Raw genomic sequence first — 21,850 nt, 5'->3', positions numbered from 1 at the left:
CCCGGTACTTTTCCCGGTACTTCTTTGGAGGCTGTGTTGGCCACGCTCAAGGACGTCGCTCGGCTGGCGGGCGTCTCGGTGAAGACCGTGTCGAACGTGGTCAACGGCTACTCGTTCGTGAAACCGGACAACCGCCGCCGCGTCGAGGAGGCGCTGGAGGCGACCGGGTACCGCCCGAACCTGGGCGCCCGCAACCTGCGCCGCGGCCGCACCGGTTTCATCGCCCTGGTCCTGCCCGAGCTCTCGATCCCGTACTTCGCCGAGCTCGCCGGCCTGGTCATCGCCGCCGCCCAGGACCACGAGTGGAACGTGCTGATCGAGCAGACGTTCGGCACCCTGGCCGGCGAACGCTCCGCACTGGCCTCCCTGGGCCCGCACCTGGTGGACGCCGCGATCCTCAGCCCGGAGGCCCTGCAGGTGGACGACTTCCAGCTGCCGGTCCCCGCCGTCCTGCTGGGCGAGCACGCCGTCGACGTCCCGATCTCCCGCGTGGGCATCGACAACGTGGCCGCGGCCCAGGCCGCCGTCCGCCACCTGATCTCACTGGGCCACCAGCGCATCGCCGCGATCGGCGCCCACCCCCACCGAGGCACCGCCGCCCTGCGCCTGGAGGGCTACCGCCGAGCCCTGGCCGAGGCCTCACTGCCGTTCGTGGACGAACTCGTGGTCCCCGCGCTGAACTACCACCGAGCCGACGGCGCCGCCGCGATGAGGTCGCTGCTGGACCTGCGCACCCCACCGGACGCCGTGTTCTGCTTCAACGACCTCCTGGCCATCGGCGCCATGCGAGCGGCGGGCGAACGTTTCGTGCGCGTTCCCCAGGACCTCGCCGTCGTCGGCTTCGACAACAACGAGGAAAGCGTTTACAGCTCTCCGTCGCTCACGTCCGTCGCCCCCGACAAGGCCGCCATCGCCCAGGCCGCCGTCGACCTGCTGCACCGGCGCGTCGAGTCCGGCGACGCCCTCGAGAACGTCGAAACGCCGTTCTCCCTGCAGGTCAGGGAAAGCACCGTGACCCGGTGACGTTCGGCGCTGGAGATCCCGGCTACGGACGCGCGAAGGCGTCGTAGGTGCGTTGGTCGAACAGGACGAACCTGATCAGCTCGACCGGGGCGTCCTCGACGGCGGCGCGAGCGATCCGGGCGGCGTCCTCGACCGGCCAGCGGTAGATGCCGGTGGAGATCGCGGGGAACGCGATGGTGCGTGCCTGGAGTCCGGCCGCCACGCGCAGGGCGTTGTGGTGGCAGTCGGTGAGGAGCTGCGAGCGGTCCTCGGTGGCCGACCAGACCGGGTTCGGCCAAGATCGCGGGGCTGGCGAGAGGCCCCGCCCACCCAGGGGGCAGGCCACCGACCTCCACTTAACCTAGCGCCGTATCGGCGTTGTCAAGACGCTGCTCGGCGATCTGTGGACAACTCCGGGCTTTCCGTTCGGTGAGGCCGAGTTGTCCACAGATCCGCGCGGAGGGGGCTTGACAGGGCGGGCGCGGCGATAAGGTCGTTGCTGGGTGGTGTGGTGGTATGCCCCCTGGGTGGGCGGGGCCTCGCCATCACGACAACGGGCAGGTGGCCACGTCGGCCGGCCGCGGCAAGGTCGCCGACCGAGGCGGCTCCACCCCGTCCAGCCAATGCTCCAAAGCCACGAACGCCGTCCGATGGCAAGGCGCAAGAGGCCGCAACCGATCTGGATGGGCATCGACCAGCCCATCCACGTGCGTCCCCTGCTCCACCCGGTAGTACCGGTGCAACCGATCAGGCGTCATACCCGCGTACACATCCGAATCCTGGCTGATCGGCAGCAACACGTCGTAAGTCCCGTGCACAGTCAGCAAAGGCCGCTTCACCTTCCCGGTCAACGCGACCCGGGACACCGCGGGCCCGGCGACACGACGCCGAGAGGCGTACGAGTAGTCCGCATCGCAGGCAGGAGTACCGGGAGCGCAGAAAGGCACCCCGGCCTCCAGGTCCCCGTCGAACCCGGGATCGAACTCCTCGCGGTAGATCCGCTGCGTCAGGTCCCAGTAGTAGCGGTAGTGGTAGTCCCACAGGAATTCCGTACCGGCCGGAAAGCCCGCCGCGACCATCGCCTCGTGCGCGCCCGGTTCGCCTGCCAGGTAGGCCGGGTAGGCGCGGAGCACGGGTGGCAGGAACGTCAGGGGGTTCGGGCCCTTGACCGTCCACAGCGTCCCCTCCCAGTCGACGCCGCCGTCGTAGAGGTGCGGGCGGTTCTCCAGTTGCCAGCGGACCAGGTAGCCGCCGTTGGAGATGCCGGTGGCGATGGTTCGGCGCGGGGTTCGGCCGTAGCGTTGGGAGACAACGGACTTCGCTGCGATGGTGAGCTGGGTGAAGCGGTGGTTCCACTCCTCCATGGCGCGGCCGTCGCGGTAGAACTGGGCTCCGGTGTTGCCCTTGTCGGTGGAGGCGAAGGCGTAGCCGCGGGACAGGACCCAGTCGGAGATCGCGCGGTCGTTGGCGTACTGCTCGCGGACTCCCGGGGCGCCGGTGACGACCAGGCCGCCGTTCCAGTGGTCGGGCAGTCTGACCACGAACTGGGAGTCGTGCCAGCCGTGGTTGGTGTTGGTGCGCGAGGTGTCCGGGAAGTAGCCGTCGATCTGGATGCCCGGGACCGCGGCGGGGACGGGCAGGGCGGTGCTCGTGAGGCCCGCCCAGTCCGCCGGGTCGGTGTGGCCGGTGGCCTTGAGGCCGGTCGTGGTGAGGTCGGTCAGGCGGGCGAGTTGCTGGTGTTCCGCGCCGGGGACCGTCATCGCGGACGTCGGCGGGGTCAGCGCGAGCACCAGTACCAGCGGGAGCAACATAGCTGGTCAAGCTAGTGGTGAGGGCTCGGCGGCGACATGGTCGTCTCCCACACAAGACCTGCTTTGAAGGTGGTGAAGCCGAACAGGTCCAGCACGCGGCGGACTTGCGGCTGGGTGTGGTGCACGGTGAACGACTTGCCGTTGTGGTGGGCCGCGCAGAGCAGGAGCAGCAACGTGCGCAGGCCGCCCGCGGACAGGAACGTCACGTCGGCCAGGTCGATCGCTACGCGGTCTGTGGTCGTGTCCACGATGCCGGGCAGCACGGCCGCGAAGAACACGTCGCAGGTCGTCATGTCCATCTCGCCCTGGCAGGTGGCGACGAAGCGGGTGCCGGAGCGTTCTGTCCGCACGGTGAACGGACTGGTCTCGCAGGCGGTCATGAACCACTTCACCGCACCGCGGGCGCGGACGATAGCAGCGGAAACGAAGTCCGGGACCGGAAAACGAAGCGCCTCAACCTGACCGCAGGGTTTTCGACGGCGACACGTCGTACGCGGTGCGGTAGTGCGCGGCGAAGACACTCGGACGGGCGTAACCCCATCTGGCCGCGATCTCGGTGACAGAACCGTTGCCCGCTCTCAGGTCTTCATGGGCGCACGACAGACGCACGCCCCGCAGATACGCCATTGGTGTCGTCGCGAGGTGGCGGCGGAAAGCGAGTTGCAACGCGCGGATGGACACGCGAGCCGCACGCGCTATGTCGGCGGCGGAGATGTCAGTCTCGGCGTTGTCCTCGATGAACGTGACCGCACGGCGGAGGCTTCTCGGGTGCGCGTCACGCCGGTCACCAGGCGTCGGCGCGGCGTGTGCGGTGTTCGGGAACGCGGCGAGGGTGGTGCTCACCAGCAGGCGGGTCGCGTTCGCCGTCACCAGTGGGTTGTCGCCGAACCGCGGCAGCACCTGGTCACGCAGGTGCACGCAGGTGGACCACCACACCGCCGCGTCCCGGGACGAGGCCGGCCGGAAACCCGCGAACCGAACTCCGTCGGCCACCTCGTCGATCAGCGACTGGGTCAGCGTGACCGTCGACAGCCGCGGGTCGAGGATCGCCCCGACGAAGGGACTTTCGGGTGGTGCGCACAGGAACACGTCACCGGGCATCCAGAAGCGGTCCTCGCCACCCGAACCGTAGTAGACCATCCCTGCGCCCGTGTGGCCGAAGACGAAGTTGTTCATCGGGTCGACGCTGACCTCCAGCGCGATGCGCCCGTGCAGCTCGTCGAACCGGACGTGACCGTGTATTCGCGACGACATCCACATGTGAGGGTGCTCGATGCCGGCGTTGAGACGCATCTGGCCGTAGGCCGCGTTCAACACCTCGTGCGCTGCGTCCAAGTCCGCCACCTCGACGACCCGTTCCACGTGCTGCACGATCCTCGCCCGTCCCGCCGGTGTCCATCGCCAAGACGGTTGCTTCCGCTCACCCGCTGGGAGGGCGGAAGCAACCGTCATCTGACTAGACCCGGACGAGCGATGCCAGTGCGGTCTGGCCCTGCTGGTTCGGGTGGAACACGGCCTCCGGTCCCTCCTGACCCGGTGCCAGCGCGTCGAATCCACGCAGGAACGGCGTGCCCGACTCGCACAGCGCGTGGCCTTCGAACGTGTCCGGGCGGGAGAACGGGCTCACGAACGTGGCGTTGACGCCCTTGTGCGCCGCCTTGGCCACGGCGGCGCGGAGGGTGGCGTCGATGCCGTCGGCCACCTGGTTGCCCTCGCTGCGTTCCGCGGTGGTCAGGACGCCCTCACCGCAGATCGGGTCGAGCGTGGCGCCGGGCGGGTTGTCCGAAGCGGACACCTGGCGGCCGTAGCCCACGATTACCACTCGCGCGTACGGGCTGCGCTTGCGGATCTCCGTGAGCAGGGCCGTGACGTTGCTGCCCATCTGCGGCAGCCTGGCCAGGATCGCCTCGGTCGGTGCACCCGTGCAGTCCGCCTGGATGCAGGTGCCGCCGTACGTCGCGTAGTCGATGTCGTTGGTGCCGACGGTGAGCAGCACCAGGTCGGTGCCGCGCCGCAGGGCGTCCAGCTGGGCCGGACGGTCCTTGAACGGGCGGGAGAGGTCCGCGGTGCCGGCACCGCTGCAGCTCACGTTGGCGAACGAACCGAGCCTGCCGGCCGCGCGCAGGCCGGCGGCCACCTGTTCGCCGTAGGAGTTGTCGCTGCGCCAGCAGTTGCCGGCGGTTCCGTCCTGGTAGGACCCCGCGCCGGTGCCGGAGGCGTACGAGTCACCGAGCACCACGAGCGAGGTGGAGCGGGTCGCGTTGGCCGTGGGAGCGATCCCAAGAGCAGCGAGAACCGCGGTGAGGACGACGATCGTTCTTTTCACAAGACCCCCGAGGTTGATGTCATTGCCCCTCCATGGTGCCCGAACCACCACGTCGTGTGCCGCCGACCAGATACCGGACGTTCAGCCAACCGACGACAGGACGTTCGCGATCTCCTTCAGCAGCGGCGTCTTGCGGTCGTTCGGCAGGAACGAGGCCAGCACGGCGTTCTCCGCCAGCTTCGCGACCTCCGCGTGTCCGAGGCCGAGCGCGGTGGCCACCGCCAGGTACTCGCCTTCCAGCGTCGCGCCGAAGAACGGCGGGTCGTCGGTGTTCAGCGTGACCACCACACCGGCGTCGAGCATCTGCCGCACGGGATGCGCCTCGATCGACGCCACCTGCCGCGTGCGGACGTTGGACGTCGGGCACACCTCCAGCGCGATCCCCTTCAGCGCCAGGTGTTCCAGCAACGCCGGGTCCTGGTGGCAGCTCGTGCCGTGGCCGATGCGCTCGGCCCGCAGGTCGCGCACCGCCGACCAGACGGTCTCCGGGCCGGTGGTCTCCCCCGCGTGCGGCACGCTGTGCAGGCCCGCTTCCCTTGCCGCGTCGAAGAAAGGCGCGAACTGGGCGCGCCCGATGCCCTCCTCCGGGCCGCCGAGGCCGAAGGAGACGAGGCCGCCGGGGCGTTCGGACAGCGCGAACGCCAGCGTCTCCCGGCCGGCGACCAGGCCCTTCTCGCCCGGGATGTCGAAGCACCACGCCAGGTCGACCCCCAGCGCCGAGGCTTCCGCGCGCCCGGACTCGAGTCCCGCGAGGAGTTCGTCGCCGGACATGCCGTCCGTCAGGTGGTTGTGCGGCGTCACGGTGACCTCGGCGTACCTGACGTTCTGCCGTGCCAGTTCACGGGCCAGGCCGACGACGAGGGTGTGGACGTCGGCGCGGCCCTTCAGCATCGACTGCACCGCCCAGAAGACCTTCAAGAAGTGGTCGAAGTCGCGGAACGTGTAGAAGCGCTCCAGTTCGGCGCGGTCGGTGGGCACACCCGCCTCGGGGTGGCGCCGGGCGAGTTCCAGGACGGTGCCGAGGCCGGCCGAACCGACGAGGTGGACGTGCAGTTCGACCTTGGGCAGTGCGTGGATGAACGAACGCATGGCAAAGCTCCCCGTGCGAGGCGAAGGTGCGAGAGGTGGCGGAGGAACGGGACGACTCAGGGAGCGAGGTCGCCGCGTTCGGTGTCAGCGCCGTAGAGCGGCAGCTTGAAGTCCGGCACGACCTCCAAGCTAGCAGCACCGGCGCGAATGCGGTGGCGCGGTTTTCGCCGCGGTTGCACGATGTGGCGCGTGACCGGTGAGGACGTGCTCGCGATCTTGGCAGCGTTGCAGGACTTCGACATCTGCACGGTGGCGGATGGGGCGTCGACGCGCTGGCCGGTGAACAGACCCGGCCGCACGGCGACCTCGACCTCATGCACCGCGAGGAGCAGGAACCACAGGTCGTCGCCGCGCTCGCCGCGCGCGGGTTCGCGGAAACCCTGTCGTGGCGGCCGGTCCGGTTCGTGCTCACCGATCCGGACGGGCGCGAGATCGACCTGCACCCGTTGCGGTTCGCGGAGGACGGTAGCGCCGAGCAGTCCTCGCTGACGCCGGGCGAGCCGTTCCACTACCCGGCGGAGTGCTTCGTCACCGGCACGATCCTCGGCACGCCCGTGCGGTGCCTGTCGGCCGAACAACAGCTGCTCTTCCACCAGGGTTACGAACCGCGGGAGAGGGACCTGCACGACCTGGCGTTGCTGCGCTCACTTCCTCGGCGAAAACTCGGTGGCGCCGACGGCTAGCGTGGGGTGGGTGAAGGGATTCAACCCGAGTTTCAGTCCCGAAACGGCCGAGAACTACGACAACTCACCCCGCGGCGACGAGGCCGAGACCGTCCGCTTCCTCGCGGCGTTCGGCGGGAGCGCCCTGGAGTTCGCGATCGGCACGGGCCGCATCGCGTTGCCCCTCAAGGAGTCCGGCGTCGAGGTGGACGGCGTCGAGCTCTCCCCCGGCATGGTCGCGCGCATGCGGGAGAAACCCGGTGGCGCCGACGTCGACGTGGTCATGGGCGACATGTCCAGAGCCGGCACCGGCCGCACGTACCCGTTGGTGTACCTGGTCTACAACACGATCACGAACCTGCTCACCCAGGACGACCAGGTGCGGTGCTTCGAGAACGCCGCGCGCCACCTCACCCCGGACGGCGTGTTCGTGATCGAGTGCGGTGTGCCGAGCTGGGCGGCGCGGCAACGCAACCAGTACATCGACGTGGAGGCCGTCGAGGTGGACCACGTCGAGCTGGACGTCAACCGCTACGACCCGGTCACCCAGATGCTCGACGAGAACCACGTGCACATCGGCGCGGACGGCATCCGGTTCGGCGCGATCCGGCAGCGGCTGTCCTACCCGTCCGAGTTCGACCTCATGGCGCGGATCGCGGGTCTGCGGCTGCGCGAGCGGCACGGCGGCTGGAACGGCGAACCGTTCGTCGCGGACAGCAAGCGGCACGTGAGCGTGTACGAAAGAGCCGCGTGAGGGTCTGCGTCAGGAGTTGAACGCTTCCAGCGCCTCGGCCTTGATCTGCTCGAACTGGGCGGCCATCGCCTCGGACAGGGCCTGGGCGCCGGACAGCGGCCGCACCATGACGGTGAACTCGTCGATCAGCCCGTCGGCGTTGAGGTGCAGGAAGTCGCAGCCCTGGATCTCCTTGCCGCCCACCTCGGTGCGGAACACCAGCGCGTGGTTCTGGCCGTCGACGATCTCGCGTTCGTAGCGGAAGTTCTCGAACACCCGCATCACCCCGCGCAGGATCGCCGCGGTGATCGGCTTGCCGGGGTACGGCGTGAACGCGACAGGACTGGTGAACACGACGTCGTCGGCCAGGCACGCCGCCATCGCCTCGGTGTCCCGTGCTTCGACCGCTTTGCGGAATGCGTTCACAGCGACGCCCTCACATACTCAACTTGTTGACTAGGTCGGAGCACCGTAACCTGCTGCTATGTCGCTGCGCAACGCCGTGATGGCGGCCCTGCTCGACGGGGAGTCGTCCGGTTACGACCTGGCCAAGGCGTTCGACGCGTCGGTGGCGAACTTCTGGATCTGCACGCCGCAGCAGCTCTACCGGGAGCTGGACCGCATGGAGGCGGACGGGCTGATCGTCGCCAGGACGGTCGAGCAGGAACGCCGGCCGAACAAGCGCCTGTTCTCGCTCACCGAGCTCGGCCGCGAGGAGCTGACGGGGTTCACGGCCGGGCCGCACAAACCCACCGCGATCCGGGACGAGCTGCTGGTGGCGGTGCTGGCGGCGGACTCCGGTGATATCGAGGGAGTGCTGGCCTCCATCCGCGAACGCAAGCAGTGGGCCGAGGCGAAGGTCGCGCGCTACGAACGGCTCAGGGCCAAGCTGCTCGACGGCCGTTCGGAAGAGGACTTCCTGGCCACCGCCGAACGGGTCGGGCCGTACCTGACGTTGTTGCGCGGCTTGTCGTTCGAGCGGGACAACGTGCGGTGGTGTGCCAGGAGCCTCACCGTGCTGGAGCGGCGTGGTGCCCGGCTCGACGCGCCGGGGTGAGGTTGAATCGGGTCCATGAACGGCATTTCGCTCTTGCAGGAGGCACTCAGCGCGCCCGCGGCAGAGGCGCGCAACCGGTTCGCGGGGCGGCTCAACGGCTACCTCGACGGGTCCGACGTCGTGCACGCCGTGCGGCTGCAGGGCTGGCTCGGGCTGGAGGTGCCGGGCCCCGGCTGCCACGTCGGCACCGGCAGCTGGGACTTCACCCGCTTCAAGGCGACCACGTCCCCGGTGACGTGCGGGCGCTGCCGTTCCGCCGGGCTGCTCACCAGTTCGTTCACCGGGGGCCCGCACCAGCAGACCCTGGACCTCGAGGGCATCTAGATCGCGGAGCGGTTGCGCAGTCCCATTCCCGTCAGCGCGGTCATGCCCAGGCGCTCGTAGTACGGACGCAACGCGTCGTCGCACGTGAGGTCGACGGAGTACAGGTGTGCGGCCTCGGCCACGATGCGCCGCATCAGCTCCGTGCCGATGCCCTGGCCCTGGAACTCCGGCCGCACCTCCAGCCACGGGACGAACGCGGTCAGCACGCCGTCGCTGATCATGTTCACGAAGCCGGCGACGTCGTCCCCTGAACGCGCGATCACCACGCGATAGCTCCCGCGCAGCACGGCGAGGTGCTGGGCGGGCGACGGCGGCGTGGGCCAGCCCACGAAGAACCCGGCGAGATCGGTCTCGGTCAGTCCGTGGAGATCGGTGCGGTAGGAGATCACCGCAGCATTGAACCGTTCTTCCCGAACATCCGTAGGGTGGTTTCTACCAATTCTGCCGCTAAGCTGCTGGTCGTGACCCTGCCGACTGCTCCGCTGCGCCGTGCGCGCTGTGCTGCCGTCGGCATCGTCAACGGGACGCTCGCGGTTCTCGCGCACTCCAGCGCGGACGGGCAGTTGCCCGACGCCGGGCTGGTCTTCTCGCTCGTCGCGCTGCTCACGTGGGCGACGGCCGGGTTCGCCCGGCACGAGCTGGCCTGGCGGAAGCTGCTCCTGCTGATCGGCGGCGGGCAGCTCGCGATGCACGTGCTGGTGTCGCTCGCGGCGTTCCGTCACACGCACGAGGCCGAACCGGCGCGCATGATCGCCTCGCACGTCGTGGCCACGGCACTGACGGTCGTCGTGCTCGCCGCCGCGGAACGGTCCGTGCTCGCGCTCGCCCGCGCGGTCACGGCCGCGCTGCCCCGCAGGCTCGCCGTCCTGCCCGCCACCGCACCCCTGGTCGTCGCCACGCCTTCGCCCGCGCCGACCGCGATCGTCTTCCTGGACGTGCTGTCGTGGCGCGGTCCTCCGGCTGAACAGGTCTGAATCCCCTTCACAGGGCCGCTCACCGAGCGGTCCTGCCCCTGTTCACGCCCATTGGGAGCACCATGACCACCACAGCCGCTCCGTCACGCACGTCGTTCGCGTGGCGGGGACTCTTCCTGCGCCTGCACTTCTACGCCGGCGTGCTCGTCGGCCCGTTCATCCTGATCGCCGCGTTGACCGGCGTGCTGTACGCCCTGACACCGCAACTGGAGTCGTGGGTCTACTCCGATCAGCTCCGCGTTCCCGCGACCGCGCAACAACTCCCGCTGTCCAAGCAGGTCGACGCCGCGCTCGCGACGTCACCTCAGGGTGAGCTCGTCGCGGTCCGGCCCGCCCCCGAGCCCGGTGACACGACCCGCGTCCTGTTCTCCGAGAAGGGCCTGGGCGAGTCCGAACGCCGCGCGGTCTTCGTCGACCCCGGCACCGGGCGCGTCACCGGTGATCTCGTGGTCTACGGGTCGAGCGGCGTGCTGCCGCTGCGCACGACGCTGGACCAGTTGCACCGCAACCTGATGCTCGGTGAACCCGGCCGTCTCTACAGCGAGCTCGCCGCCTCCTGGCTGTGGGTCGTCGCGCTGGGCGGCCTGGTCCTGTGGGTGTCCCGGGCACGCAACAGCAAGCGCATCCGGACGCACGGGCTGATCGGCGTATGGGTGCTGGCCGGCGCGTTGTTCCTGTCCGCCACCGGCCTCACGTGGTCGGCCTACGCGGGCGAGAACGTCGCCATGCTCCGCACCGCGGTCGGCTGGTCCACGCCGGCGCTCAAGATGCCCGGCGCCGGTGAGAGCCACGGCGACCACGGTTCGAGCACCTCGTCCGCCGGTGGGCACGGCGAGATCGACACCGTGTCCGGTGCCGCGAAGCTGTCCGGCATCGACGCCAAGGCGGTCGAGATCAGTCTTCCCGTCACCCCCGACGGTGCCTGGAAGGTGGCCGAGATCGAGAAGGGCCTGCCCTCCCAGGGAGACGCCGTCGCGGTGCACGGCGGAGAGGTGGTCAGTTCGCTGAAGTTCGACGAGTTCCCGCTGGGCGCGAAGCTGACGAGGTGGGGCATCGACGCGCACATGGGTGTGCTGTTCGGCTGGCCCAACCAGTTGCTGCTGTTGCTCATCGGCGGTGGACTGGTCGCTTCGGTCGTGCTCGGTTACCGCATGTGGTGGAAGCGCAGGCCCACGAACGGTTTCGGCCGTCCGACCCCGCGTGGTCAGTGGCGCAAGGCCCCGCGCGGAGCGTTGATCGCGCTCGGCCTCGGCACGCTGCTCGCGGGGTGGTTCGTGCCGCTGCTCGGCGTTACCCTGGTGATCTTCCTGGCCGTCGACGTGCTGCTCGGGAGGCGGGCGAAGACGACGGCGCCCTGATCGTCCACAGTGGACAGGGCTTGCCTGATCTGGACATTTGAGGCATATTAACGGTCAGGTGCGCCGGGAAGTCTGGTCGGCTCGCACGCCACACAGCGTGGCGGCGGAGAGCTGACGAGGAGCGCCCACATGACGCTCATCCCCCACGCGATCCCTCTGATCAACGATCCCCAGGTCGTCCACGCACTCGCTGCCCGGTGGCGTCGCACCAGGACGTTGCTGCTGCTCTCGGTCGGTGTCCTGCCCGTCGCCATCGGCATCGTGTGCATCGTTCTGGCCGGAATGACCTCGGCGGGGCAGCGCATCATGCCGTGGTGGTCGGCGATTCCGGCGGTCGCCGCGGCGGCGTGCGCGTGGGCGTTGCTGTCCTGGTTGCGGCGCAACGGGTTGAGCGATCCGCACTCGTGGCTGCCCGCCACCACCCTGATGACGGGCGCGCAGCTCGTGCTCGGTGTGCTGCCGGGCTCGGGCATCGCGTTGCGGCTCAGCCCCGGCGCGGCGATCGCGGTGAAGGCGTTGTGCGCGGCCGGGGTGCTCGGCGCCGGATCGGCCAGCGCACTCGCCCGGCTGGCCCACCGGTCGCTGCTCTCGGCTCCGATCCTCGAACTCGGGTCGACCGCGTTCCCGCTCGTGCTCGACAGCAGCGGTGCACGCGTGGTGATCGGCACGGACCGCGTCGACTGGACCACGCGGCACGGTTCGCGGGTGGACGCCGGGGTGTCGTTCGCCCGCATCCTCCGCGTGACAGCGCATTCGCACGCGATCATGCTGCACACCGCGTCCGGCTCGTGGACGGTTCCCGTGGCGGATCCGGCGACCGCGCAGGCCTTGCTGCGCCGCCGGATCACGTGGTGGGAGGAGGGCCGTGACGCGGCCGCCGAACGCGAGCAGCGCCGTTACCTCGACCTGGTCACGCTGCTCTCGGCCGTCAGCGGTGAAGCCACGCGCGGCGGCATCAGCGTGACGGTCGACTCGAACGGCCTCACGACGGGCATCGCGCTGAGCCCCGAGGTGCGCGAGCTCGAACCAGAACTGCTCGCGGCGCAGCTGATGGCCTGCGTGCAGAAGGCGAGGGTGGACGCGCGCAAGCAGGTTCAGGACCTGGTGCTCGACCACGCCGGCGACCAGATGGTGAAAGCCAGCCACTAAGGCCTGTATCGAAGTCTAGTCCGCGATAGCCGGGCCCGAGGCGGCCCCTGGTGGCACGGCCGAACGACCCACATACAACACCGGTATGCGGGCCATTCGGCCGCACCACCAGGAACCACCTCAAGCGCGACTCTCATCGAACCAAACTTCGATACATGCCTTCGTCGCTTGTCCCGCGCCCGTCGTCCTGCCTACGTTCCCCCGGAGAACTTCGGGAGATGGGGGACGACTTGCGCAGACGTGACTTCTTCGCGGCGGCGGCCGGGGTGGCCGCCGTCGTGGCCAACCCCGCGAGCGCGCTCGCGGCCGGCGAGCAGCGGCCGGGCGCCTCACACCTGCCGGACCTCGACCTCGGCGACTTCCCCGTCGTGGCAAGGGTCCGTGCGCGCAACGCGCTCGAACACCTCAAGGTCCTGAGCGACCGGATCGGGCCGCGCATCGGCGGCACCGCGTCGGAGCACCGTGCGCGTGACTTCCTCGTCCGCGAGCTCAAGGCGTTGCGGTACCAGGTGACGACGCAGCCGTTCACCGTGCCGGACAAGTACCTCGCCGACGTCAACGGCGGCTGGCAGGCCGGCGCCTCGCGCTTCGGCTCGCTCGGCGTCACCGTCAAGGCCCCGTTCGTCGAGGTCACCGACGGTGCGTTGCCCGACCTCACCGGCAAGATCGCGTTCTACGTCAACGCCCCCGCCGGCTCCGCGCCGACGCACGCGGCGATCGAACGCGGTGCGGTGGCGGTGGTCCTGGGCCGGATCTCCGCGACGGCGAGCAAGTCCAGCGCCTTCTCCCCCACGCTCGACCGCAACGTCACCGTGCCGGTCATCGGCCTCGCTCAGGTGCACACGGAGAAGCTGCGCGCGCAGGGCACCGGCGAGCTGACGATCAGCACGGTCCACCACCCGAACCTCACGTCCTACAACGTGATCGCGGACCGGCCGGCGACGTTCCCGTGGCGGGACAACGGGGTCGTCATGGTCACCGCGCACTACGACACGGTGCCGGGCTCACCGGGCGCCAATGACGACGGCAGCGGCACGGTCCTCTGCCTCGAACTGGCCCGCGTCCTGCGGTACCTGCCCACGCACAAGGCGCTGCGGTTCGCGTTGTGGGGTTCGGAGGAGCAGGGCCTGCTGGGGTCGCGGCACTACGTCTCGCAACTCCCGCCGGAGGAGATCGCGCGGATCAAGGGCGTGTTCCAGAACGACATGGTCGCCACCAGCCACGACCCGGCCACGGCGTACTGGCTGCTGTCCGTGGACGGCGCCGACAACGCCACGACGGCCGGAGTCCGCGCCGCCGCGCAGAGGCTCGGCTACGACCCGAGGGTGCACGGACCGGTGGCGCGCGGGTCGAGCGACCACGTGCCGTTCCACGAGAAGGGCATGGCGTCGGCGAACTTCAGCTGGCGCGGCGAGGGCGGGCCGGCGCAGCTGGAGCCGATCTACCACACCCCGGAGGACACGATCCGCGACAACATCAGCCTGGAACGGCTGCAGGTGTCACTGGAGCTGATCGGCTCGGCGGCGTACCGGCTCGCCAGCCAGAAGTAGGCGGTGTCCGACAATTCCGTCGGGCGATAGTAGCGGCCGAGGGATCCGCGGACGGCGCCGCCGCAACGCCCGAATACGGCCGGTATGAGGCCGTCGCGGCGACACCGTCCACGAATCGCTCGCCCGCGCCTCTCACCGAACGAAATCGTCAGACACCGCCTCGGCTCACGAGCTGACGTCGAGCACCGCCTTGGTGAACGCCTGAGGGTCCTCCTGCGGGACGTTGTGGCCGATGCCGTCGAGGACGCGGTGCTCGTAACGGCCGCTGAACTGCCCGCGGTACGCCATGCCGTCCTTGGTGGGGCCGTCGAAGTCGCTCGCGATCGTGATCGTGGGCACGCTGATCACCGGCCTGGCCTGCAGCTCGCGCTCGAGCCCGTCGTAGCGGTGCTCGCCCCGCGCGAGCTGCAGGCGCCAGCGGTAGTTGTGGATGACGATCGCGACGTGGTCGGGGTTCTTCCACGCCGTCGCGCTCTGGGCGTAGGTGGCCTCGTCGAAGTTCCACCGGGGCGAGGCGAGCTTCCAGATGAGCTTGTTGAACTCGTAGGAGTTCTGCTCGTAGCCCTTCACGCCGCGGTCCGTCGCGAAGTAGTACTGGTACCACCAGCCGAGTTCGGCCTGCGGTGACAACGGTTCCTGGTTCTGCCGCAGGTTCACGACCAGGTAGCCGCTGACCGAGACGAGCGCCCGGACGCGTTCCGGCCAGAGCGCCGCGGTGACGCACGCCGTCCGCGCGCCCCAGTCGAACCCGGCGACGGTCGCCTTGCGGATCTTCAGGGCGTCCATGAACGCGATGACGTCACCGGCCAGCGCGGACTGCTGGCCGTTGCGCTTCGTGTGCGCGTGCAGGAACCGCGTGGGCCCGTAGCCTCGGAGGTACGGGATGAGGACGCGGTGCCCTTGCGCCGCCAGTGCCGGTGCCACGTCGGTGAAGCTGTGGATGTCGTACGGCCAGCCGTGCAGCAGGACGGTGACCGGGCCGTCCGCGGGGCCCATCTCCGCATAACCGATGTCGAGCAGGCCGGCCCTGACCTGCCTGATCGGGCCCCAGGCCGGCTGGGAGGCGTGGGCGGTCGCGGTGACGAGCGGTGCCGCGAGGCCGGCCACGGCCACTGCCTGGGAGAACTGACGCCTGCTGATCATGGCGTCGACGGTAGGACGCGCGCGTGGCGGGTAGCGAGCGTCAGGTGACGGCGGCGCGGTACGTCATCCGGAGTCCGCCAGCGCCTGCCGCAGCTCCGCCCTCGCCGTGACGCCGAGCTTGGGGAAGATCCGGTGCAGGTGCGTGCTCACCGTCCGGTGCGACAGGTGCAGCCGCTCCCCGATCTCCTTGTTGGTCAACCCGTCAGCCGCCATTCGCGCGATGGTCAGCTCGTGCCCGGTCAGCTCGCCGCCGCCGCCCCGCGACTCGCCCGACGCCCGCAGTTCCTCGCGCGCCCGTTCCGCCCAGTCCCCGGTGCCGAACGCCTCGAACGCCTCCGCGGCCGCCTTGAGGTGCGGGCGGGCATGGGCCGCGCGGCGTTGCCTGCGCAGCCACGCGCCGAACGCCAGCTGCACGCGGGCCCGGTCCCACGGTGAGTTCTCCGCGTCGAGTGCCGCCTCGAACAACGCCTCGGCCTCGTCGTCCGGCGCCAGGAGGGCGCGGGCGTACCTCAGGCCGGACGCCAGCGCGGGCGACCGGGTGGTGGTGTCGAGCTCCTCCACGAGCTTGCGGGCCTCGTCGGCGTTGCCGCTGCGGGTCGCGGACTCGACCAGCTCGGGCAGCACGTAGCGGCGCAGGGCCAGCTGGTGTGCGGGGTCGGCCGGGTCGTGGACGCGGCGGACGGCGGCGAACGCGTCGGCGTAGCGGCCCTCGCCCAGTGCGGCGAGGCTCCTGGCCAGCTGGACGGTGGCCAGGACCGGGCGAGCACCCGCCGCCAGGCCGATGCGTTCGGCTTCGGCGGCCAGGTCGGCGGAGCGGTCGTACGCACCGCGCAGGGCGGCGATCTCGGCCTGGACGGCGGCGGCCAGGCCGCGCATGTACGGCTGGCCGGTCTCCTCGGCGAGGCGGGCGGCTTCCCGGGCCACCGGTTCCGCGGCGGCGATGTCCCCCAGGCGGGTGCGGCTCCACGCCTCCACGGCCAGAGCCCTGGCGAGGAGTCCGAACTGGCCCTGCGCCCGGAAACCCGGTTGGGCGGCGACGGAGAAGCGCACCGAGTCGGCGAACGCACCGACCTGGAGCGCGGCGCTGCCGAGCAGGCGGAGGGTGGCTGGGTCGTCGGTCACCGCACGGCCGCGCAGCCCGGCCACCACCGCGTCGCCCTGCTGCACCGGGCACACGTAAGCCGTCATCGCCAGCATGCGCGGATCGCGCGGGTCGATCGGCAGCCGGCGCGCGACAGCGGCGATCCGCTCCCGGACGGCGGCACCCGGCTCCACCCAGAAGCACCGCATCGCGACGCTCCAGAAGATCCGCAGGCCCAGTTCGACGTCACCGTCGGACACCACGGACTCGGCCAGCCCGACCAGTTCGCCCGGCCCTGCCACGCCCTCGCCCACACCGTCGTCGAACGCCGTGGGCAGCCACGTCACGAGCGCGCGCTCCCGTGCGGTGAGGTCCAAGCCGCGCACGTCCAGCAGGATGCGTTCGACGTCGTCGCGCCGTCCCGCCTCCGCCGCCAGTTCGGCCGCTCGCAACAACCGCCGGGCCCGTTCGGCGTCGTCGCCCAGCTCCGCGGCCCGTTCCAACGCGCTGACCGCGGCTGCCGCACCACCTCGCCGCAGCGCCCGGTCCGCGGTCTTCTCCAGCAGGCAGGCCACGTTCTCGTCGGCACCGGTCGTGGCGCCGGCCAGGTGCCACGCGCGGCGGTCCGGCTCCTCGGTCGCGAAGGCGAGGCGGCGGTGGGTGTCACGGAGCTCCGAGGCACCGGCCGCGCGGACGACCGCCGACCTGATCAACGGGTGCCGGAACGCGCCGCCGGAGTCGACCAGCCTGGCCTCGACCGCGGGCGTCAGGTCCGTGCCGCACGCACCGCCGAGGGCCAGCACGAGCAACGCCGACCGCACCTCCGCGGGCAACGCCGAGGCACGCGCGGCGAACGTCTCCTCCAGGGAGTCGCCGCCGAACGGGAGTTCGGTGAGCGCCAGCGGGTTCCCGGCCGCCCGCGCGAGCACCCACGAGCGGCGTCCGGCGTCCAGGCCGGGCGCGACGGCGTCGAGGACCGCACGAGCCTCCGCGGCGGCCAGCGGTTCCAGGACCAGCGTGGGCACTCCGGCGAACACCGGCGTCCGGGCGGCCACGACCAGGGCGGTGCCGGACAGCCGGCGGGCCACGAAGCCGAGGACGTCCTGGCTCGCCCGGTCCAGCCAGTGCGCGTCGTCGACCAGCACGACGGACCGCGCCGCGCTCAGCACTTCCAGCGCGGCGAGCCCGACGAGGTGCACGGGCGGCGCCGCGCCGTCGGACAGTCCGAAGACGACTTCCAGCGCCGCGCGCCGCACACCGGGCAAAGAGGACAGGTCGAGGAACGGGTCCAGGACCTGGTGCAGTCCGGCGTAGGGCAGGTCCTGTTCGGCCTCGACCCCGACGACCAGGTGACCGTCGAGCGAGGCGAGTAGCGCCGACTTGCCTGCGCCGGGCTCACCGAGGACCAGCAACGAGCCGCCGGAGGCCGCCAGCGCGGCCAGCCGCTCCCGTTCCCGATCCCGCCCGACCAGCGACACCCGCCGACACCCCGTTCGTTGATCCGTGTGGACCAGGGTGTCAGAAAGTCCAGACCGCCCGCTTGCCCGGACCCACCACCAGCGTGGACGTGCCGAGCTCCTCGACGTGCTTCGCGACCGGGCGGTTGAGCGCGAACTCGACGCGCTTGAGCCCGATCCGCGTCGGCGGCGCCTCGTCGAACCGCATCGTGGTGCCACCGCGCGTGGCCACGACCGAGCCGGGCCCGGTCCGCAGCGAGAACCCGCCGGCGCGCAGCAACGGCACGGTGTCCGCCAGGTCCGAGGCGGTGACGGCGATGCGGACGAGCGTGACGTCGCGCATCACCTTGTCCTCGTACACGTCCGGGAGGTAGCGCTGACGCGTCACGTCGCCCGGGAACCGCGCGGGCCCGACCTTGCTGCGCGGGTCGTCCATGTACTCGTCGCGGTACTCCATGGCCCAGGCGCCGAACCTCTCGTACTTCTCGATCAGGAACAGCGAGTCGAACCACGGCACCGGCTTGCCGTCGCCGAAGTCGCGGGTCTGCTGGAAGTCGATCGGCTTCTCACCCGCGGCGAGCAGCCGGGCCTTGAGCTTCTCGATGTCACCGTCGTGCTCGGTGGAGAGCCCCAGACCGGCGGACCCCGGTTCACCGTCCTTGCCCGGCACGTCACCCGGCCCGAAGACCTCCATGTAGGTCTCGCGGCCGCGAAGGTAACGCCCCGTCCAGACCTTGCCGTCCGCTCCGGTCGTCGTGCGCACCTCGAGATCCGCGAAGTCCTTGAGGTAACGCGAGTGCTCGACCGCGTCCGCGGTGGCTCGGTCGAGCGTTCCCCATGCGTGGTTGTAGTACAACAACTGCCGCGCTCCCGCCTGTGCCGGTCCCGCACCCGACACGACCAGAACCACGGCCAAGATCATGCAAGACATCCGTCGGATCCCCATGCATTCGATCGTAAAACGGACACGCTCAAGCCAGACTCAAGCCAGACGAGGGGAACCCTGTGTTCGACACCGCCCGGTGGACGGTTCCAGCCCCGTTGCTGCAGGCCGCCACGGCCGGACGCGACCTGTTGGACGACACGATCCGCAGGCTCACGCCCGAGGCCGTCACCGCCGAGGTCCTGCGGGAGACGGGCGAGCACGCCGTCCGCCTTGACCTGAACTTCGACGGCCACACCACCGCCCACCTGTGCACGGACGCCGAAGTGGTGATCACGCTCGACCTGGCCGACGCCGTCAGGGGCCTCTACGGCACCGGCGCCCGGCCCTGGCCGAGCCTCGCCGTCACCACCCCGGACCCCGATCTCGACGAACGCGGCATCGCCGGGTGGTTCCAGGACCGCAAGGGCGTCGCGCGGTCCGTCCAGGAGCTCCTGTCCGCGCTCAAGCCGGGCGACCGGGACCTGGGCGAGCTGGCCGTGGAGCACGGCTCGGACAAGTGGGGCGACCTGCACTGGTACACGCAGCACTACGAACGCCACTTCGCCCGCCTGCGCGACGAGCCCGTGCGGGTGCTGGAGATCGGCATCGGCGGCTACGACGACCCGGACCGCGGCGGCGGCTCGCTGCGGATGTGGCAGCGGTACTTCCGGCGCGGCCTCGTGCACGGCCTCGACATCGCGCGCAAGAACGTCAGCGGCCCGCGGATCATGACCGTGCTGGGCGACCAGTCCGACGCCGCGTTCCTCGACCGCCTGGGGCGCGAGCTCGGACCGTTCGACGTGGTCATCGACGACGGCAGCCACCTCAACGAGCACGTGCGGACCTCGTTCCACGCGCTGTTCCCGCACGTCCGCGCGGGCGGCCTCTACGTCGTGGAGGACCTGCAGACCGCGTACTGGCCGAGCTGGGGCGGCCACCCCGAGGCGACCGCCGGCACGTCGATGGGGATGCTCAAGTCCTTCGTGGACGGACTGAACCAGGCCGAGGTGCGGGATCCGCGCGGCGAGGGCTCGTACCTGGAACGCAACATCAGCGGGATCTCGTTCCACCACAACATCGCGTTCGTCGAGAAAGGGCTGAACGCCGAGGAGGGCGGGCCGGCCTTCCTGCGCACCCTGTTCTGAGCCCTGGAGTCGCCACGAATCCACGTCAGGGTGTCCGGCTCAGCGCGGCCATCCGGTCCCAGGCCGGTGACGAGGCACCGGCCGCCGCCATGGCCAGCGCGGTGACCTCCGGATCCGCCATCGGCATCGCGGGCCGCCGCTCCAGCCAGGCGGCGGCCCGCCGTGCCAGCGCGGGCAGCCGCGGATCCTCCGCCGCGAAGCCGAAGGCCTCGTCGTAGGCCAGGTAGATCCGCCGGAACTCGGGGTCGGCGAGCGACTCGGTCTTGTCCGCGAGCCAGACCGCCGCCTCGTCCGGGGCGACGGCCTGCATGAGCACCCAGACCTCGCGTTCCATCCGGACGCCCCGCTCGCTGACTCCCAGTTCCCGCAACAGGTCCAGCATCACGGCCGCCTCCGCGGTCACGAACAGCGCGTCGCCGGCCCTAAGCCGCACCACCCGTTCGCGAGCCTGCCGGATCTCCTCCTCACGGCGGCGTAGCGCCTCGTCGATCTCGGTGATCGAAGAGGCGAACTCCTCCTCCCCCGCCGCGAGCAGTTCCTTCACGCGGGCGAGGGGCACACCGGCCTCGGCGAGCGCGCGGATCTTGACCAGGCCGACCGCGTCCCGGGCGGTGTAGCGCCGGTAGCCGGAGTGGTCGCGCTCGGGTTCCGGCAGCAGCCCGACCTTGTGGTAGTGCCGCACCGCCTTGATCGTCACGCCCGCGTACCGGGCGAGCTGACCGATCGTGATCATGGCGCCATCATCGCACCCGGCCGAACGTCCGACCGGCGAGATCGACGCCGGTGATCTCGCCGGAAGCGTTGCGGCTGAAGAACCCCCGCTGTCCGGCGAACGCACCGCCGGTGATCACGTACTCGTCGCGCGGCAGCAGCCCCATCGGGAACGGCGCGTGGTCCGCCGGCAGTTCCACCTCGGCGGACTCCCGGATCTCCGGCCGGATCAGCACCTCCAGCACCAGCCCGGTCCCGGTGTCGTCGATGGTCATCATCATCGAGTCGTTGCCGTAGCCTCCAGCGGCCTCGGCGGCCTTCGATGCGTTGTACGGCAACGGTTCTGGATCGCGGTCCACGACGCCGAGGTGGTCCTCCAACGCCTGCCGCACCACCGCCTGGTTGAACGGGATGCCGTCCGGCCCCTGGTTCGCGACCGACACCACCGCGAAGCCGCGTTCGGGAACGATCAGCAGCTCGGCGAACTGCCCGTTGGACGAACCGCCGTGCCCGATCGTCCGCACGCCATCGATCTCGCGCAGGAACCAGCCGACCCCGATGGCGTCACCGAGGTTGCTGCCGCGCAACACCGCCGTGGGCCTGCGCATCTCCGCGAAGTCGATCCCGTCGCCGTCGCTCAGGTGAAAACGGGCCCACGCGAGGAGATCCGCCGCCGAGGCCGCGATCCCTCCACCGGGGTTGTTGGCCCGCCAGTGCCGCCACGGCCGCGCGATCTCGCCCTTCTCGTGCCCGACGGCGAACCGGCGGGTCATCACCGCGTCCCGGTCGAAGTGCGTGTTGCCGAGTCCGAGCGGTTCCAGCAGCAACGCCGTCATGGCCTGCTCGTACGTCTGCCCGGTGACGTTCTCGATGATCCGCCCGGCCAGGTTGAACCCGGACTGGCTGTACGACGGCCGCTCCCCCGCCGCCCCGACCAGTTTCAGGATCGCGAGCTCACCGACGTGGCGGGCCAGGGCGTCGTCGCCCTCGCCGGTGTCCACCAGCGTGCCCCAGTCGAGGCCGGACGTGTGGTTCAGCAGCTGCCGGACGGTGAACGACCGGTCGTCCATCAGCCGGAGCTCCGGCACGTACTCGTGCACCGGCGCGTCCAGGGACATCCGGCCCTGGGCCACCAGTCGCATGATCGCGGTGGCCGTGTAGGTCTTGGTGACCGAGCCGAGCAGGAAGAGCGTGTCCCCGGTGACCGGCAACGGGTTCTCGACACTGGTCACGCCGTGGCTGAAGTGGTGTTCCCGCCCGTCGTGGAAGACGGCGACGGCGGCGCCGGGGATGTCGAAGCGGGCGGCGGTCCGGGCGATGAAGTCGTTGTCCATGCCCCTACCCTCGAACCTT

Annotated in this window: 24 protein-coding genes; 10 read left to right on the top strand and 14 right to left on the bottom strand. The window is 70.5% G+C overall.

Annotated elements, in window-relative coordinates; genetic code table 11:
- The first annotated feature begins 33 nt into the window (after positions 1–33).
- Positions 34–1,023: a LacI family DNA-binding transcriptional regulator gene (locus tag LX88_RS33210; RefSeq protein ID WP_258951734.1), complete on the top strand. Its 990-nt coding sequence runs from the start codon at positions 34–36 to the stop codon at positions 1,021–1,023.
- Positions 1,024–1,045: 22 nt separating this feature from the next.
- On the opposite strand, the gene LX88_RS33205 is transcribed toward LX88_RS33210, so the two are convergent.
- From LX88_RS33205 to LX88_RS33175, 7 genes are all read right to left on the bottom strand, one after another.
- A complete protein-coding gene (locus LX88_RS33205) occupies positions 1,046–1,348 on the bottom strand; it encodes a macro domain-containing protein (protein WP_372511467.1) in 303 nt (100 codons plus the stop codon).
- 199 nt (positions 1,349–1,547) lie between these two features.
- Positions 1,548–2,813 (bottom strand): tannase/feruloyl esterase family alpha/beta hydrolase, encoded by a 1,266-nt coding sequence (locus LX88_RS33200; protein WP_258951733.1) that lies wholly within the window; start codon positions 2,811–2,813, stop codon positions 1,548–1,550.
- Between the two features lie 11 nt (positions 2,814–2,824).
- On the bottom strand, positions 2,825–3,193 hold the full coding sequence (locus LX88_RS33195; RefSeq protein ID WP_258951732.1) for an STAS domain-containing protein: 369 nt from the start codon (positions 3,191–3,193) through the stop codon (positions 2,825–2,827).
- Positions 3,194–3,266: 73 nt separating this feature from the next.
- A complete protein-coding gene (locus tag LX88_RS33190) occupies positions 3,267–4,175 on the bottom strand; it encodes a helix-turn-helix transcriptional regulator (protein WP_258951731.1) in 909 nt (302 codons plus the stop codon).
- A gap of 94 nt (positions 4,176–4,269) precedes the next feature.
- A complete protein-coding gene (locus LX88_RS33185; RefSeq protein ID WP_258951730.1) occupies positions 4,270–5,139 on the bottom strand; it encodes an SGNH/GDSL hydrolase family protein in 870 nt (289 codons plus the stop codon).
- Positions 5,140–5,220: 81 nt separating this feature from the next.
- Entirely contained in the window at positions 5,221–6,228 is a 1,008-nt protein-coding gene (gene add / locus LX88_RS33180; RefSeq protein WP_258951729.1) for an adenosine deaminase, read from the bottom strand.
- A gap of 56 nt (positions 6,229–6,284) precedes the next feature.
- Positions 6,285–6,548 (bottom strand): hypothetical protein, encoded by a 264-nt coding sequence (locus LX88_RS33175; protein WP_258951728.1) that lies wholly within the window; start codon positions 6,546–6,548, stop codon positions 6,285–6,287.
- On the opposite strand from LX88_RS33175, the gene LX88_RS33170 reads away from it, so the two are divergent.
- Entirely contained in the window at positions 6,471–6,911 is a 441-nt protein-coding gene (locus LX88_RS33170; protein ID WP_307791660.1) for a nucleotidyltransferase domain-containing protein, read from the top strand. The genes LX88_RS33175 and LX88_RS33170 overlap by 78 nt on opposite strands.
- Positions 6,912–6,921: 10 nt before the next feature.
- Positions 6,922–7,644, top strand: coding sequence for a class I SAM-dependent DNA methyltransferase (locus LX88_RS33165; RefSeq protein ID WP_258951727.1), 723 nt, complete (start codon positions 6,922–6,924; stop codon positions 7,642–7,644).
- Between the two features lie 9 nt (positions 7,645–7,653).
- On the opposite strand, the gene LX88_RS33160 is transcribed toward LX88_RS33165, so the two are convergent.
- A complete protein-coding gene (locus LX88_RS33160) occupies positions 7,654–8,049 on the bottom strand; it encodes a nuclear transport factor 2 family protein (protein ID WP_258951726.1) in 396 nt (131 codons plus the stop codon).
- Between the two features lie 58 nt (positions 8,050–8,107).
- Between LX88_RS33160 and LX88_RS33155 the strand changes: the two genes are divergently transcribed.
- Together LX88_RS33155 and LX88_RS33150 are read left to right on the top strand one after the other, a co-directional pair.
- Positions 8,108–8,680: a PadR family transcriptional regulator gene (locus LX88_RS33155; protein ID WP_258951725.1), complete on the top strand. Its 573-nt coding sequence runs from the start codon at positions 8,108–8,110 to the stop codon at positions 8,678–8,680.
- A gap of 15 nt (positions 8,681–8,695) precedes the next feature.
- On the top strand, positions 8,696–9,004 hold the full coding sequence (locus tag LX88_RS33150) for a hypothetical protein (RefSeq protein WP_051770467.1): 309 nt from the start codon (positions 8,696–8,698) through the stop codon (positions 9,002–9,004).
- On the opposite strand, the gene LX88_RS33145 is transcribed toward LX88_RS33150, so the two are convergent.
- Positions 9,001–9,393, bottom strand: coding sequence for a GNAT family N-acetyltransferase (locus LX88_RS33145; RefSeq protein WP_258951724.1), 393 nt, complete (start codon positions 9,391–9,393; stop codon positions 9,001–9,003). The two genes, LX88_RS33150 and LX88_RS33145, sit on opposite strands and share 4 nt — an antisense overlap.
- Positions 9,394–9,465: 72 nt before the next feature.
- Here LX88_RS33145 and LX88_RS33140 point away from each other — a divergent pair, with 72 nt between their 5' ends.
- The 4 genes from LX88_RS33140 to LX88_RS33125 all read left to right on the top strand — a co-directional run bounded on the left by LX88_RS33140 (position 9,466) and on the right by LX88_RS33125 (position 14,035).
- Entirely contained in the window at positions 9,466–9,978 is a 513-nt protein-coding gene (locus LX88_RS33140; RefSeq protein ID WP_258951723.1) for a hypothetical protein, read from the top strand.
- Positions 9,979–10,040: 62 nt separating this feature from the next.
- Positions 10,041–11,336 carry a PepSY-associated TM helix domain-containing protein gene (locus LX88_RS33135; RefSeq protein ID WP_258951722.1) on the top strand — a complete coding sequence of 432 codons (1,296 nt, stop codon included), beginning with the start codon at positions 10,041–10,043 and terminating at the stop codon, positions 11,334–11,336.
- 129 nt (positions 11,337–11,465) lie between these two features.
- Positions 11,466–12,485, top strand: a complete 1,020-nt coding sequence (locus LX88_RS33130) for a YbaB/EbfC family nucleoid-associated protein (RefSeq protein WP_258951721.1) — start codon at positions 11,466–11,468, stop codon at positions 12,483–12,485.
- Positions 12,486–12,703: 218 nt separating this feature from the next.
- Positions 12,704–14,035 (top strand): M28 family peptidase, encoded by a 1,332-nt coding sequence (locus LX88_RS33125; protein WP_258951720.1) that lies wholly within the window; start codon positions 12,704–12,706, stop codon positions 14,033–14,035.
- A 165-nt stretch (positions 14,036–14,200) separates the two neighbouring features.
- On the opposite strand, the gene LX88_RS33120 is transcribed toward LX88_RS33125, so the two are convergent.
- From LX88_RS33120 to LX88_RS33110, 3 genes are all read right to left on the bottom strand, one after another.
- Positions 14,201–15,178: an alpha/beta fold hydrolase gene (locus LX88_RS33120; protein WP_258951719.1), complete on the bottom strand. Its 978-nt coding sequence runs from the start codon at positions 15,176–15,178 to the stop codon at positions 14,201–14,203.
- 63 nt (positions 15,179–15,241) lie between these two features.
- The gene (locus LX88_RS33115; protein WP_258951718.1) at positions 15,242–17,737 is read right to left on the bottom strand and encodes a helix-turn-helix transcriptional regulator; all 2,496 of its coding nucleotides are present in this window, start codon (positions 17,735–17,737) and stop codon (positions 15,242–15,244) included.
- 40 nt (positions 17,738–17,777) lie between these two features.
- Positions 17,778–18,638: a DUF5829 family protein gene (locus LX88_RS33110; RefSeq protein ID WP_258951717.1), complete on the bottom strand. Its 861-nt coding sequence runs from the start codon at positions 18,636–18,638 to the stop codon at positions 17,778–17,780.
- Between the two features lie 83 nt (positions 18,639–18,721).
- On the opposite strand from LX88_RS33110, the gene LX88_RS33105 reads away from it, so the two are divergent.
- Positions 18,722–19,786 (top strand): class I SAM-dependent methyltransferase, encoded by a 1,065-nt coding sequence (locus LX88_RS33105; protein ID WP_258951716.1) that lies wholly within the window; start codon positions 18,722–18,724, stop codon positions 19,784–19,786.
- A 25-nt stretch (positions 19,787–19,811) separates the two neighbouring features.
- Here the strand turns inward: LX88_RS33105 and LX88_RS33100 are convergent, their stop codons facing one another.
- Both LX88_RS33100 and LX88_RS33095 read right to left on the bottom strand, forming a co-directional pair.
- Positions 19,812–20,519, bottom strand: a complete 708-nt coding sequence (locus LX88_RS33100) for a MerR family transcriptional regulator (protein ID WP_258951715.1) — start codon at positions 20,517–20,519, stop codon at positions 19,812–19,814.
- A 7-nt stretch (positions 20,520–20,526) separates the two neighbouring features.
- Positions 20,527–21,831, bottom strand: a complete 1,305-nt coding sequence (locus LX88_RS33095; protein ID WP_258951714.1) for a serine hydrolase domain-containing protein — start codon at positions 21,829–21,831, stop codon at positions 20,527–20,529.
- Positions 21,832–21,850 lie beyond the last annotated feature (19 nt).

The organism is Lentzea californiensis, from assembly GCF_024648825.1.
Lineage (GTDB): Bacteria > Actinomycetota > Actinomycetes > Mycobacteriales > Pseudonocardiaceae > Lentzea > Lentzea californiensis.
This window is presented reverse-complemented; position numbering and strand designations above follow the sequence as displayed.

Excerpts from the sequence above, each read along its gene's own strand:
- LX88_RS33200 (WP_258951733.1), bottom strand. The coding sequence starts at position 2,813 with ATGTTGCTCCCGCTGGTACTGGTGCTCGCGCTGACCCCGCCGACGTCC.
- LX88_RS33195 (WP_258951732.1), bottom strand. The coding sequence starts at position 3,193 with ATGACCGCCTGCGAGACCAGTCCGTTCACCGTGCGGACAGAACGCTCC.
- add (WP_258951729.1), bottom strand. The coding sequence starts at position 6,228 with ATGCGTTCGTTCATCCACGCACTGCCCAAGGTCGAACTGCACGTCCAC.
- LX88_RS33155 (WP_258951725.1), top strand. The coding sequence starts at position 8,108 with ATGTCGCTGCGCAACGCCGTGATGGCGGCCCTGCTCGACGGGGAGTCG.
- LX88_RS33150 (WP_051770467.1), top strand. The coding sequence starts at position 8,696 with ATGAACGGCATTTCGCTCTTGCAGGAGGCACTCAGCGCGCCCGCGGCA.
- LX88_RS33135 (WP_258951722.1), top strand. The coding sequence starts at position 10,041 with ATGACCACCACAGCCGCTCCGTCACGCACGTCGTTCGCGTGGCGGGGA.
- LX88_RS33130 (WP_258951721.1), top strand. The coding sequence starts at position 11,466 with ATGACGCTCATCCCCCACGCGATCCCTCTGATCAACGATCCCCAGGTC.
- LX88_RS33125 (WP_258951720.1), top strand. The coding sequence starts at position 12,704 with ATGGGGGACGACTTGCGCAGACGTGACTTCTTCGCGGCGGCGGCCGGG.
- LX88_RS33120 (WP_258951719.1), bottom strand. The coding sequence starts at position 15,178 with ATGATCAGCAGGCGTCAGTTCTCCCAGGCAGTGGCCGTGGCCGGCCTC.
- LX88_RS33110 (WP_258951717.1), bottom strand. The coding sequence starts at position 18,638 with ATGATCTTGGCCGTGGTTCTGGTCGTGTCGGGTGCGGGACCGGCACAG.
- LX88_RS33100 (WP_258951715.1), bottom strand. The coding sequence starts at position 20,519 with ATGATCACGATCGGTCAGCTCGCCCGGTACGCGGGCGTGACGATCAAG.
- LX88_RS33095 (WP_258951714.1), bottom strand. The coding sequence starts at position 21,831 with ATGGACAACGACTTCATCGCCCGGACCGCCGCCCGCTTCGACATCCCC.